Source organism: Thiocystis violascens DSM 198 (genome assembly GCF_000227745.2).
GTDB lineage: Bacteria > Pseudomonadota > Gammaproteobacteria > Chromatiales > Chromatiaceae > Chromatium > Chromatium violascens.
Window position 1 is genome coordinate 2,295,843 of the sequence record NC_018012.1, and the last position, 13,936, is coordinate 2,309,778.

Genomic DNA, 13,936 nt, shown 5'->3' on the forward strand with positions numbered 1-13,936 from the left:
CTTCGGTTGCTTGAGAAATCGTGGACTCGGCGATCGGGCCGTGGAGCCGGGTCCAGTGGGATCAGAGTCCGAACTCCTGACGCAACCGGGTCTGAAGTTTGCGCGCCTGCCGGAAGGCTTCCTTGAGCATCAGCCGATGCAGTTCGTTGAGATCGTCCGGATCGACGCGATTGACCGCGTCGGGATCCTTGCTCTGGAGCTGCTGGTTGATACGAAAGCGCTGGATCAGATGGAAGGCCTCGACCTCGGCCGCGGTGTCTTCGCGGCGGCGTCCGCGCGCCTCGCCGGCCGCGCGCAGCCGCTCGGCGGTGCTGGTGGCCCAGATGCCGTGTTTGAGCGACCAGAGTCGGGCGGCATCCATGAAATAACGGGCGCCCTGCAGTTTGAGGTCGATGGTATGGGGGAAGTCGCGATTGCGGTCGAAGGTGAACTGACCGGCCCAGCCGAGCGGCGGCGCGGCGCCGAGCGCCAGTTCGGCGAGCGCGTGAAAGAAACGGCCGTGACTCGGGGCCTCGGCGATCAGCCAGGCGCGCAGCCGGTCCACCGGCTCGCTGCTGCCGTAGAGCGGGCGGAAATCGAAGAAGATGGTGCTGTGCAGCAGTGCCTCGGGGTCCGGCGTCCACAACCAGTCGGCGAAGCGTTGCTGCCATTCCGCCGCGCTCAGGCACCAGTTGGGATTGCCGGCCATGATGTCGCCCCGACAGCGCTCGAAACCGCAATGATGCAAGGCCCGATTGACCGCCTGGGCAAAGGGCAGGAAGGCCTCGCGCAGCGCTTCCGTGCTCTCCGGATCCGGCGGGACGAACAGCAGACCGTTGTCCTGATCGGTGGCGAAGGTCTGCTCCAGGCGTCCCTCGGAGCCGAAGACCAGCCAGCACCAGGGGACGGGCGGCAGCTCGAACTCATCCTCGATGAGTTCGACAATGCGCATGCCGATCAGATCGTTGAGCCCCGACATCCACTGACAGAGCGACTCGACGCCCATCCCCGCGTGGAAGAGTTCGGCGCCGCGCCGGCGCACCCGATCCGCCGCGACCGTCATGGCGTCCAGATCGCGGGCGGCGCCGATCTCGGCGATCAGCGCCTCCGCGCCGCCGGCACGCAGACCCAGCAGGTCCGCCGGGCTGATCAGGCCGAACAGACGGCCATCCGACTCGGTCAGCAGCAGATGGCCGACACCCTGCTTGGCCATCATGACCTTGGCGCGATGGCTGGGCGCATCGGCGGCCAGGGTCAGCGGCGCGCCGACCATGTGCACCGCGACCGGATCCTCCAGGTCGCCGCCCTCGAAGCTGATGACATGCAGCATTTCGCGCAGGGTGACGAGCCCCAGCGGCAGTCCGGTCGCGTCATCGACGATGACGGCCGCGTCCTCCCGGCCCTGACTGATCCGATAGAGCGTTTCGCGCAGGGTGGTCGCGGGCGTGACGACCAGCGGTTGGTTGTGCGCCAATGCCCGCAGGGAGGCGTCATCGGGTCCGCTCGCGTTGGGTTGGGTTTCGCGCTCGCTCTCGGTCATCATGGGCACTCCGCTCGTCTCTTGCTTGCCGCGAATCGACATGAAAACGGGGGTTAATCGGTGCTCGCGAGCAGTTCCTTGACCTTCTCCACCAGCGCCTTGGTCGAAAAGGGTTTGGGCATGTAAGCATCGGCACCAAGCGCGAGGCCCTTGTTCTGCTCGGCCTCGCGCCCCTTGGCGGTCAACATCAGGATGCGGGTTCCGGCGAGGGTCGGATCCGAGCGCACCGCCTCCAGCACCGCGAAGCCGTCGAGCTTGGGCATCATGACATCGAGCACGACCAGGTCCGGTCGATGGGTGCGGACCGCCGCCAGACCGGCCTCGCCATCGCGCGCCACGCGCACCTCGTGGCCCTCGCGCATCATCAGGAATTCGAGTGAAATGACGATGTTGGGCTCGTCGTCGACGATCAGAATGCGCTTGCTCATAAGGGTGCCTTATGGTCGAAAGAATCCACGGGATGGGCGGGAAGCTCGAAGCAGAGGTTAGCACCTTTTTGGGGCGCGTTTTCAGCCCAGATGTGTCCGCCCAGATTCTCGACGATCTGGCGGCTGATGGGCAATCCCAGCCCGGTGCCCAGGGGTTTGGCGCCATCGATCGTCGCCTGGCGGAATTTCTCGAAAACCAGCTCCAGTTCGTCCGGCGGGATCCCCGGTCCATTGTCGCTCACGCAGACCCGCCACGTCGGATCGCCCGGATCGGTTCCGCGCCCGGTCGACTGGGACAGCCGGACCTCCAGCCGCCCGCTCCCCGCGGGGGCGAACTTGGCGGCGTTCGATAGCAGATTCACCAGCACCTGGATCAGGCGGTCGCGATCGCCCCAGACGAGCGCCGGTTGCGCGGGCAGGTCGAGTCGCACCTGAATGCCGCGATCCTCGACGAGTTGCCCGGTGGCCGTGACCGCCTGTTCGATGACCTCCTGGAGCGTGACCGCCTCGGTGCGCCAGTCGGCATGACCGGATTCGATCTTGGCCAGATCCAGCACCTGATTGACCAGGCGCGACAGACGCTCGGTCTCGCTGACCAGGATGCCGAGAAACCGCTTGCGCTGCGCCAGATCGAGCCTCGGATCGTCGAACAGGATCTCCGAAAAGGCGCGGATGGAGGCCAGCGGGGTACGCAGTTCATGGGTGACCGACGAGATGAAATCGTCCTTCATCCGATCCAGTTCGGTCAGACTCAGATTGGCCGCCCGCAGATCAGCGGTGGCCGCTTCAAGGGCCTGCGACTTCTGCTCCAGCTCGTGGCTGTAGGCGCGGATCTGGGAGGCTTCGTCGAGAATATCGAGCACCTCGTCCAGACCCAGGGCCTCCTCCTCGGTGACCGAGGCGACCATCACCCGCGCGGAGGCGCCGCCGATGGCACCAGACAGCAGGGTCTCGGCGAACGCGACCGTTTCGGCATCCGCCGGCAGGCGAGCGGGGTCGGCGATCCCGCGCGCGCGGGCATGGCGGGCGAAGGCATCGCGGGTGCGCGCGACCCCGAGGAAGCGTTCGGTCAGCGCCATCAACTCGGCGATCTCGGCACGGCCACGCCAGAGCGGCAAACTGGTGGGATGGCGTTGACGCAGGGCATCGACGAAGATGCGCGCCTGGGTGGTCTCGACGGCGTTCGGCTCGCGCAGCGAGGAGACTAGCAGGAAGACGCCGAGATTGGCGGTCAGGCTCCAGAACAGGCCGTGGGTGATCTCGTTCCAGCCGACCAGTCCGAACAGGGCGAGCGGCGCCAGCAGATCCATGCCGCCCGGCCCGGAGTCCATGAAGGCCGGCGGAAGCCAGTCGGAGCGGGCGAACGAGGGCAGCAGCAGGGTATAGATCCAGACCAGGAAGCCGGCCAGGAGTCCGGCCAGCGCGCCCTCGCGGGTACCGCCGCGCCAGTAGAGTCCGCCGATCACGGCGGGCGCGAATTGAGCGACGGCGACGAAGCTGATCAGCCCGATGCTGACCAGCGCGTAGGCTTCGCCGGCAAAGTGATAGTAGAGATAGCCGAGCAGCAGGATCAGGACGATGGCGCCGCGGCGGATGTCGAGCAACAGCCGGCCCAGGTCGGCGGCGGGCGGCTGCCGGCGCCAGTGGCGCATCAGGGCGGGCAGCACCAGATCGTTGCTGACCATGGTCGAGAGCGCGATGGTCTCCACGATCACCATCCCGGTCGCGGCCGACAAACCGCCGAGAAAGACCAGCAGGGCCAGCCAGGGTTGCGCGAAGGCGATCGGCAGGGTGAGCATGAAGGTATCGGCGTCGACCCGGCCATCCGGGAAGGTCGTCAGACCGGCGATGGCGATCGGGATCACGAACAGATTGATCAGCAGCAGATAGAGCGGAAACAGCCAGATGGCGCGGCGCAGATGGCGCTCGTCGCTGATCTCCACCACCGCGACCTGAAATTGCCGGGGCAACAACATGACCGCCAGACCGGCCAGCAGCGAGATGGCGAACCAGTCCTGGAAAGGCGCGAGACTGGGTTCCAGAAGAGGTTTGAGCAGGGCTGCGAGAGGTTCGTTATCCTCGATGTTTGGCAATTCGGGGCCGCCCAGACCCAGGAAACCGAGGGTGACGAACAGCCCGACCGCCAGGAAGGCGACGAGCTTGACGATGGACTCGAAGGCGATCGCGGCGACCATTCCCTCGTGCCGCTCGCTCGCGTCCAGTTGGCGGGTACCGAAGAGGATGGTGAAGGCCGCGAGCAGCAGGGCGACGACGAAGGCGGTGTCGCGCCAGAGCGGCAAGGCGGTATGATCCGGCATCCGCACCTCGGGATAGTGCTGCAGGATGGTAAAGCTCCAGGCGATGGCCTTGAGTTGCAACGCGATATAAGGCACAACGCCGATGACCGCGATGACGGTGACCAGCCCGGCCAGCGCCTGGCTCTTGCCATAGCGCGAGGCGATGAAGTCCGCGATCGAGGTGATGCGCTCGGACTTGCTGACCCGGACCATCTTCAGCAGCAACGAACCCCAAAGCAGGGCGATCAGGGTCGGACCGAGATAGATCGGCAGGAAACCAAGGCCGCTGTCGGCGGCGCGTCCGACGCTGCCGTAGAAAGTCCAGGCAGTACAATAGACGGCGAGCGAGAGCGCATAGACGGTCGGACGCGCAATGACGGGCCGGCCCCGGTCGGCGCGGCGGTCCGCCCAGTAGGCGATCGCGAATAGCAGTCCGAGGTAGGCGAAAGAGGCGCCGACGATGAGCGGACCGGTCATGCCGCGCGTCGCTCAGTCCCGGCTCCGAGACAGAATCCAGGCGGCCAGGGCGATGATCGCGGCCCAGGCCGCGAAGAGATAGATCGGCAGCAGAGGTACCCCCTGCCACCGGCCCAGCGTCTCGAACCGCGGAACCAGGGGCGAAAAAAACAGCAGCAGCCCGGCGAGGAACAGGGTCAGCAGACGTTGTCGAACCAGGGTGGCGCGGATCATGGCGGTGCGCGACAGGCGAGCGGTTTGTGAGCGATTTTCGGAATGTAGCAGGAGCGACTTGAGGATGCTATTGGTTGGCGAGACGCAGGCGGGTGACCGTCGTGACTGACGCGGGCCTGCTCGCGCTGATCCATAACGCGGCACTCCTGCTGTCCATGGTGCTGATGTTCGAGATGCTGGCGCGCCAGGGCTGGGAACGATCCGGCCTGTCCATCCGGATTCTGGTCGGCGTGCTGCTTGGTGCCATCGGCATGGCGGTCATGCTGACGCGCTGGGAACTCCTGCCGGGCTTGTTTTTCGATACCCGCTCGATCCTGCTGGCGACCTCCGGCCTGTTTTTCGGGGGCGTGCCGACGCTGGTGGCCATGACCATGACGGGCGGTTTTCGTCTCGTCCAGGGCGGTGTTGGCGCGGGGGTCGGCATCGCGGTCATTCTGGCCTCCGGCCTCATCGGTCTGGGCTGGCGCCGGTGGCTAATGCGGCGTCGTCTCTCGCTCGCCGAGCTGTCGCTGCGCGAAGCCTATGTCTTCGGTCTGGTCGTACATGTGGCGATGCTGCTTCTCATGCTGATCCTGCCGCTGCCCATGGCGCTGGAGGTGCTCGCGCGGATCGGCCTGCCGGTGCTGGCGATCTATCCCCTCGCCACCCTGCTGCTGATCGTGCTGATGGCGGGGAATCTGCGCAAAAGCCAGGCCGAGACCAGCCTGCGAACCGCCCAAGCGGAGACCATGCGTCTGCTGGCCCAGGCCGAAACCGCCAAGCGCCACTTACAGCGCCTGATCAAGGACGAGCGGGTGGCACGCTGGGCGTTGAGCGAGAGCGAGGCACGCTATCGCGCGCTCAACGAAGTGCTGGAACGGCGCGTGGCGGAACGGACCGCCGAGCTGGAGTCGGCCAATCGCGATCTGGCCTCCTTCTCCTATTCGGTCTCCCATGACCTGCGCGCGCCCCTGCGGGCGATCAACGGCTTCGCCCGGATCCTGGCCCGCCGCGAGCGCGAGCGCCTGGACGAGGAGAGTCGGCATTATCTCGATAACGTGGTCGAGGCCGGGCAGCGGATGGAGACCCTGATCGAGGATCTGCTGGACTATTCGCACACCGGACAGGGCGCGGTGCGTGCCCAGCCGGTGGCGCTGGGGCCGATCTTAGCGAGTCTGCACTCGACCTTCGGCGAGCGCATCGCCGCGGCCGGCGCCATCCTGGAGATCCGCGAACCGCTGGCGACTCCGCTCGGGGATGCCACCCTGATCGGGCAGATCCTGAACAATCTCGTCGACAACGCGCTCCTGTACCGGTGTCGGGAGGGCGTTCCCCGCATCGTGCTGGAGGCGCGGCGCCAGGACGACCGGGTGGTGATCGGCGTGAGCGATAATGGGATCGGCATCGATCCGGACGACACAGAAAAAATTTTTCAGGTTTTCCAGCGTCTGCATAGTCAGGAAGACTATCCCGGCACCGGCATCGGGCTGGCGATCGTGACCAAGGCGGCACATCGGATGGGCGGCGAGATCGGGTTGGAATCCGTCCCCGGACAGGGAAGCCGTTTCAGCGTCAGCCTCGCCGCGTGCGAGGAAGATCCGTACAATTAAAGCGCGCCAGCGATGATATGCGTCGTTTGCGCCTTGGCCCGCACCCGCAAATGTTTTCGTTGGCGCGTTTGACGATGAACGAATTCGCCTGTCTCCCGTTGGCCGACCCTGGATCTCTGCCATGCCACTGCGCGTTCTGATCGTCGAGGATCTTCCCCTGGATGCCGAGCTAATGGCCCTGCGTCTTCAGGAGGAGGGGTTCGATCCGCAATGGACGCGCGCGCAGAACCAGGAAAATTACCTCCTCGGGCTGGAGCAAGGTCCGGATCTGATCCTATGCGACTGGCACCTTCCCCGTTTCAGCGGCCAGCGCGCGCTGGCACTGCTGCGGGAGCGGGGCCTGAACATTCCCTTCATCATCGTCTCGGGCGGAATCGGCGAGGAGGCGGCCGTCGAGGCATTGCGCCTGGGTGCCAACGACTATGTGATGAAGGATCGCCCGGCCCGTCTGGGCGAGGCGGTACGCCGGGTGCTGGAGGAAAAACGACTGCGCGACGTGCATGATCGGGATCAGGAACAGTTGCGACTGGCCGAGCGGGTGTTCCAGAACACCGCCGAGGGGATCAAGGTGACGGATGCCGCGGGCAATCTCGTTTCGGTCAATGCCGCCTTCGAGACCATCACCGGCTATCGCGCGGAGGAGGCACTGGGACGCAACCCCCGCTTTCTGAAATCCGCGCGCCATGACGCGGCCTTTTATCGCAATCTGTGGGCGACCTTGCTGGAAACGGGCCACTGGCGCGGCGAGATCTGGAACCGGCGCAAATCCGGCGAGGTGTACCCGGAGTGGCTCACGATCAGCGCGGTCCCGGACGACCAGGGACGGGTGACCCACTATGTCGGGGTGTTCAGCGACATCACGCACCTCAAGGAGGCGCAGAAACAGATCGATTTTCTGGCCTACCACGACGCGCTCACGCATCTGCCCAACCGCACCCTGTTCCGCGACCGTCTGGTCCATGCGCTGGCCCACGCCCGCCGCGAGACCCGAACCCTGGCGGTCCTGTTCATCGACCTGGATCGCTTCAAGACCGTCAACGACACCCTGGGCCATCCGGTCGGCGACGAACTGCTGCTACAGGTCAGCCGCCGCATGAGCGAGGCGATCCGCGCAGACGACACGCTGGCGCGGCTCGGCGGGGACGAGTTCGTGCTGCTTCTGGAGGATGCCGACAGCGCCCAGCGGGCGGCCACCGTGGCGCGCAAGCTGCTGGAGTGTCTGGCCAGTTCCATGCGCGTCTCGGGACACGAACTGACCGTCACCGCGAGCCTGGGGATCAGTCTCTATCCCACCGACGGCGAGGACGCCGACACCCTCATCCGGCATGCCGACCGGGCCATGTACGAGGCCAAGCAGCGGGGCCGCAACAATTTCCAGTTTTTCACCCAAGCGCTCACCGATGGCGCCTTCGAGCGCCTGGTGATGGAAAACGTCCTGCGCGGCGCGGTCGGCCGCGGCGAACTGGTGCTGCATTATCAGCCCCAGATCGCGCTGGCCAGCGGGCGTCTCATGGGTTTCGAGGCACTGGTGCGCTGGAACCATCCCGAACTGGGTCTGGTTCCGCCGGGGCGCTTTATCCCCCTGGCGGAAGAGATTGGCATCATCGGCGATATCGGCGCCTGGGTGTTGCGCGCCGCCTGCCGCCAGCTCGCCGACTGGGACGCGCAAGGCTTCGCGGTGCCGCGCATGGGCGTAAACCTCTCCGTCAAGCAGATCGACGACGCGGGTCTGACGGAGTTGGTGGCCAGCGCGCTACGCGAGGCCGGGCTGGGCGAGCATCGACTGGAACTGGAAGTCACCGAATCCATGCTGATGGGCGTGCCCGAAACGAATCGCGCCGCCCTGAATGCGATCAAATCACTCGGCGTGGAACTGGCGGTGGATGACTTCGGCACCGGTTATTCCAATCTGGCTTACCTCAAACTCCTGCCGCTGGACCGGCTCAAGATCGACCAGTCCTTCGTGCGCGACATCGGCCGCGACGGCAATGACGAGGCCATTGTGCGCGCCATCATCGCCCTGGCGCGCAGTCTCGGGCTGGAGACCGTCGCCGAGGGGGTGGAGGAGGCGCATCAGGCCGAATTCCTGTTGCGGGAAGGCTGCAATCTCGCTCAAGGCTATCTTTACAGCCGTCCCTTGCCTGCTGAGGCATTGAGCTTTCCAATGTGTTTTCGACGGGATTGAGTGAATTGTCGGTTGTCGGCATCCGGTTGGCGATCCAGGCGAGCCGCGACACGGGAAGGCTACTTTCTTCCAAACGATGATTATCGTCGCCCGAGGAGCATCGAAATGGATACCGCACGCATTTTCAAATCCGGAGGCAGTCAGGCCGTTCGGCTTCCGAAGGAGTTTCGCTTGACCGGCACTGAATCAACAGGATCAAAGATCGACCGGTTCCGGCTTGATGTTCCAGATGTTGTCGGCGTATTCCTGGATGGCCCGGTCCGATGAAAATTTACCCATCCGCGCGACATTCAGAATCGACATCCGATCCCAATTCGACGGATTGCGCCAGGCCTCGCTGACCCGATCCTGACACTCCAGATAGGCGCGATAATCGGCCAGCACCATGAAGGGATCATGGTTGATCAGATGGTCGGTGAGCGGACGAAAGAGATTGGTGTCGCCGTGGGAAAAGAGCCCGGAATTGATCAGGTCGATATCCGATTTGAGTTCGTGATCGCCATGGTAGTAGTCCCAGGGCCGATAACCCTCGCTCTGCTTCTGTCGAACCTCCTCGGCGGTCATGCCGAAGAGAAAGAAATTGTCCGCGCCGACTTCCTCGCGAATCTCGACATTGGCGCCATCCAGGGTGCCGATGGTGAGCGCGCCATTCATCGAGAATTTCATGTTGCCGGTGCCCGATGCCTCCTTGCCCGCGAGCGAGATCTGTTCGGAGAGATCGGCGGCCGGATAGAGACGCTGCCCGTTCTTGACGTTGAAATCGGGCAGGAAAGCGACCCGGATGAAGCCGTTGACCTGGGGGTCGTGATTGACGACCTCGGCGACCGAGTTGATGAGCTTGATGATCAGCTTGGCCAGGTAATAGCCGGGCGCGGCCTTGCCGCCGAAGATGAAGGCGCGCGGGACGAAATCCTGATTCGGGTTGAGTTTGATGCGCTGATAGAAGCGGACGATGTGCAGGAGATTGAGGTGCTGGCGTTTGTACTCGTGCAGCCGCTTGGCCTGTACGTCGAATAGGGCCTGGGGATCCAGCACGCCCCCGGCGTTGCGTCCCAGCCAGGCGGCCAGATCCCGTTTGGCGGCGATCTTGACCCGGCGCCAGCGCGCTTGCAGGTCGGGGTCGTCGGCATGACGTTCGAGATCGCGCAAACAGCTCAGGTTCCGGATCCAGCGGTCGCTGCCGCAGATCTCGGTGATCAGATCGGATAGGCGCGGGTTGCTGACCACCACGAAGCGCCGCTGCGTGACCCCATTGGTGACATTGTGAAATTTCTCCGGCCAGAGGTCGTGGAAATCCTTGAGGATGGTCGTCTTGATCAGTTCCGAATGCAGCGCCGCCACGCCGTTGACCGCGTGACTGCCGACCACCGCCAGGTTGGCCATGCGAATGCGGCGATCGTCGCCCTCGGCGATCAGCGACATGCGCGCGACCCGTTCCTCGTCGCGGATAAAATACACGCGCACCTCGTCGAGGAAGCGGCGATTGATCTCGTAGACGATCTCCAGGTGACGGGGCAGCAGTCGCTCGAACAGACTGACCGACCAGGTCTCCAGCGCCTCGGGCAGCAGGGTGTGGTTGGTGTAGCAGAAGGTGCGGCGGGTGATGTCCCATGCCTGCTCCCAGGTCATGTCATGGTCGTCCATGAACAGCCGCATGAGTTCGGCGACGGCGAGCGCGGGATGGGTGTCGTTGAGCTGGGCGGCAAACTTCTCGGCAAAGGTTTCCAGCGGGCCGACCGTGTTCAGATGTAGCCGGATCATGTCCTGCATCGAGCAGGAGACAAAAAAGTATTGCTGCTTCAGCCGCAGCTCTTTGCCGGCCTCGGGTTCGTCGTTCGGATACAGCACCTTGGAGATGGTTTCCGCCTCGATCTTGGCATGCACCGCGCCGTAATAGTCGCCGACGTTGAACGCCTGAAAATCGAAGGACTGCGATGCCTCGGCCTTCCAGAGTCGCAGCAGATTGACGTTGCCGACCCCGTACCCGAGGATCGGCGTGTCATAGGCCATCCCGCAGATCTCCATGTCCGGCACCCAGCGCGTGCGGGTCTGTCCATCGTGATTGCGGTATTGCTCGGTATGACCGCCGTAGCGTACCGGGAAACAGATCTTCGGACGCGGGATCTCCCAGGGGTTGCCATTGCGTAGCCAGGTATCGCTCTTCTCCACCTGCCAGCCGTTCTCGATAGCCTGATCGAAGATGCCGAATTCGTATCGGATGCCATAGCCGATGGCCGGGATGCCAAGGGTGGACAGCGAGTCCATGAAACAGGCCGCGAGTCGTCCGAGCCCACCATTGCCCAGGCCCGGCTCCTCTTCTTCCTCCAGGATGGCGGCGAAGTCCAGATCCAGTTCCTCGCCGGCCTCGCGCGAGACCTGGGCGATCCCGAGATTGACCAGGTTGTTGGCCAGATGCGGTCCCAACAGAAACTCGGCGGACAAATAACAGACCGTGCGCGCATGGCTGGTCTTGTAGAACTGCGCGGACTTGACCCAGCGCGCCAGCAGGCGGTCGCGCGCGGTGAAGGCCGCGGCCATGTACAGGTCGTGCGGCGTCGCCACTTCCCGGAAACGGCCCTGGATATAAAAGAGGTTGTCGATATACGCCTGTTTCAAGGCCGTTTTGGACATGCCTGTGCGGGTGTGTTCACGAGCTGGAGACAGAGGTTCGGAGGGTTGCGCCTTGGTCATGGTGACGTCTCGTAATAAATCGCTGGAATTGCGTCCGCTCCAGCGGCTGGGGATTTTACCAACCCAGCCGCTTGCTCGAAACGACGCACGCCATGCTGGACGCGATCTAAAACGGCCAGATCCAGTCATCGACATCCGGTTTGTCGATCCCGTGCTCATAGGCATAGTTGCGGCAGTCGATCTGCATGTCCTTAAGCTTTTCCTTGACATGCGCACCGGCCACCTGGAGGCGCGGCACCCGGTTGATGACGTCGATGGCCAGGCTGAAACGGTCGATCTCGTTACTGATCGCCAGTTCCAGCGGGGTGTTGATATTGCCCTTTTCCTTGTAACCGCGCACGTGCAAATTCTTGTGATTGGTGCGCCGATAGGCGAGCCGGTGGATCAGCCAGGGATAGCCGTGGAAGTTGAAGATGACCGGCTTGTCACGGGTGAAGAGGCTGTCGAAGTCGGCGTCGGTCAGTCCGTGCGGGTGCTCGCCGGCGGGCTGGAGCTTGAACAGATCCACCACGTTGATGAAGCGAATCCGGATGTCCTCGAAATGCTCGCGCAGCAGGGCGGTGGCTGCCAGCGCTTCCTTGGTGGGGATGTCGCCGCAGCCGACCAGTACCGCGTCGGGTTCGCTACCCTGATCGTTGCTCGCCCACTCCCAGATGCCGATGCCCTTGGTGCAGTGCTTGATGGCGGCGTCCATGTCCAGGTACTGGAGATGATTCTGCTTGTCGCAAACGATGACGTTGATGTCGTCGCGGCTGTTCAGGCAGTGATTGACCGTCGAGAGCAATGTGTTCACATCCGGGGGCAGATAGATGCGGGTCACCTCCGGGTTCTTGTTGACCACCACGTCGAGAAAACCGGGATCCTGGTGGGTGAAACCGTTGTGGTCCTGCCGCCAGACGGTAGACGTGATCAGCAGATTCAGCGAGGAGATGCGGGCGCGCCAGGGGATGTCCTCGCAGATCGCCAGCCATTTCGCATGCTGGTTGTACATACTGTCGATCACATGCACAAAGGCTTCGTAGGTGGCGAAGAAGCCGTGGCGGCCGGTCAGGACATAGCCCTCGTACCAACCTTCGAGCGTGTGCTCGGAAAGCATTTCCAGCACCCGGCCATCCGGCGACAGTTCGCCGCCGTCGGCGTCCTCGGGCTTGTAGTCGCACAGCCAGAGCTTCTTGCTAACCGCGTAGACATCGTCAAGCTTGTTGGAACTGTTCTCGTCCGGGCCGAAAATCCGGAAGTTGTCCATGTTTTTCGCCATGATGTCGCGCAGCAACGCGCCGGTTGGCTTGGTATTGAATGCGCGGATCGTGCCGGGCTTGTCGACCGGGATGGCGTAGTCGCGAAAATCCGGCAGGCGCAGCGCCCTGCGCAACAGTCCGCCGTTGGCGTGGGGGCTGGCGCTCATCCTCAGGGTGCCCTGGGGCGCGAGTTCCCGGAGTTCCGGGATCAATCGGCCCGTCTCGTCGAAGAGTTCCTCTGGTCGATAGCTCCGCATCCAGTCTTCGAGCTGCTTGAGATGCGCCGGGTTGTTGTGCATTCCGGACAGCGGCACCTGATGCGCGCGCCAGAAACCTTCGACCTTCTTGCCATCGACCTCCGCCGGTCCGGTCCAGCCTTTGGGGGTGCGCAGCACGATCATCGGCCAATGACAGCGGGTCGCCTGTCCGCTGGCGCGGGCCTGTTGCTGGAAGGCGCGAATCTCGGCATGACAGGCATCCAGGGTCGCGGCCATCGTTTGGTGCATGGTCAGGGGGTCATCGCCCTCGACGAAGTGCGGTACCCAACCGTAGCCGCGCATGAGATCGGCCAGTTCGGCGTTGGGGATGCGCGAGAGCAGGGTCGGATTGTTGATCTTATAGCCGTTGAGATGAAGGATCGGCAGCACCGCGCCGTCGCGGATCGGATTGAGGAATTTGCTCGAATGCCAGGAGGTGGCGAGCGGTCCGGTTTCGGCCTCCCCATCGCCCACCGCGACCGCGACCAGCAGGTCGGGATTGTCGAAGGCGGCGCCGAAGGCATGCGAGATGGAATAACCCAGCTCGCCGCCCTCGTGGATGGAGCCGGGGGTTTCGGGTGTGCAATGCGAACCGATGCCGCCGGGGAAGGAGAACTGTTTGAAGAAGGCTTTCATACCCTCTTCGTCCTCGCTCTTGTTGGGATAGATCTCGGAATAGGTGCCTTCCAGATAGACCGGGGCGAGCACGCCGGGCGCGCCGTGGCCGGGGCCAGCGAGAAAGATCGCCGACTGTTGGTGCTGATCGATGATCCGGTTGAGATGCACGTACATGAAGGAAAGACCAGGACTCGCGCCCCAATGACCCAGCAGCCGGCTCTTCAGATGCGCCTCCTGCAGCGGCTCCTTGAGCAGCGGGTTGTCGCGCAGATAGATCATGCCCACCGCCAGATAGCAGCAAGCGCGCCAGTAGGCGTCGAGTTTAGCGAGTTGTTCCGGGGACAGTGGCGTCGCGGTCGGTAGCGTTGCAGTGGCGGTCATGGCGGTCTCCTCGTCGTTGGCGGTGCAATCGAATAAGGATAGT

8 protein-coding genes are annotated in these 13,936 nt (G+C 63.8%); 2 read left to right on the forward strand and 6 right to left on the reverse strand.

The annotated features are described in order from the left end of the window. Positions 1–61: 61 nt before the first annotated feature. Genes THIVI_RS10165 through THIVI_RS10180 form a run of 4 tightly spaced genes read right to left on the reverse strand, consistent with a single transcriptional unit; the run spans position 62 to position 4,934 of the window. On the reverse strand, positions 62–1,522 hold the full coding sequence (locus tag THIVI_RS10165) for a DUF294 nucleotidyltransferase-like domain-containing protein (protein ID WP_014778511.1): 1,461 nt from the start codon (positions 1,520–1,522) through the stop codon (positions 62–64). 50 nt (positions 1,523–1,572) lie between these two features. Then, entirely contained in the window at positions 1,573–1,947 is a 375-nt protein-coding gene (locus tag THIVI_RS10170; RefSeq protein WP_014778512.1) for a response regulator transcription factor, read from the reverse strand. Further along, complete coding sequence (locus THIVI_RS10175; RefSeq protein WP_014778513.1) at positions 1,944–4,721, reverse strand: sensor histidine kinase; 2,778 nt, start codon at positions 4,719–4,721, stop codon at positions 1,944–1,946. The genes THIVI_RS10170 and THIVI_RS10175 overlap by 4 nt, the downstream gene beginning before the upstream one ends. Before the next feature lie 12 nt (positions 4,722–4,733). Continuing rightward, a complete protein-coding gene (locus THIVI_RS10180) occupies positions 4,734–4,934 on the reverse strand; it encodes a hypothetical protein (RefSeq protein ID WP_014778514.1) in 201 nt (66 codons plus the stop codon). Positions 4,935–5,026: 92 nt separating this feature from the next. Here THIVI_RS10180 and THIVI_RS22755 point away from each other — a divergent pair, with 92 nt between their 5' ends. Beyond that, positions 5,027–6,523, forward strand: a complete 1,497-nt coding sequence (locus THIVI_RS22755) for a sensor histidine kinase (RefSeq protein ID WP_052315005.1) — start codon at positions 5,027–5,029, stop codon at positions 6,521–6,523. A 121-nt stretch (positions 6,524–6,644) separates the two neighbouring features. After that, entirely contained in the window at positions 6,645–8,708 is a 2,064-nt protein-coding gene (locus tag THIVI_RS10190; RefSeq protein WP_014778516.1) for a putative bifunctional diguanylate cyclase/phosphodiesterase, read from the forward strand. 195 nt (positions 8,709–8,903) lie between these two features. Here the strand turns inward: THIVI_RS10190 and THIVI_RS10195 are convergent, their stop codons facing one another. Together THIVI_RS10195 and THIVI_RS10200 are read right to left on the reverse strand one after the other, a co-directional pair. After that, positions 8,904–11,399 (reverse strand): glycogen/starch/alpha-glucan phosphorylase, encoded by a 2,496-nt coding sequence (locus THIVI_RS10195; protein ID WP_014778517.1) that lies wholly within the window; start codon positions 11,397–11,399, stop codon positions 8,904–8,906. Positions 11,400–11,505: 106 nt separating this feature from the next. After that, positions 11,506–13,893: a phosphoketolase family protein gene (locus tag THIVI_RS10200; RefSeq protein ID WP_014778518.1), complete on the reverse strand. Its 2,388-nt coding sequence runs from the start codon at positions 13,891–13,893 to the stop codon at positions 11,506–11,508. Between the last annotated feature and the right edge of the window lie 43 nt (positions 13,894–13,936).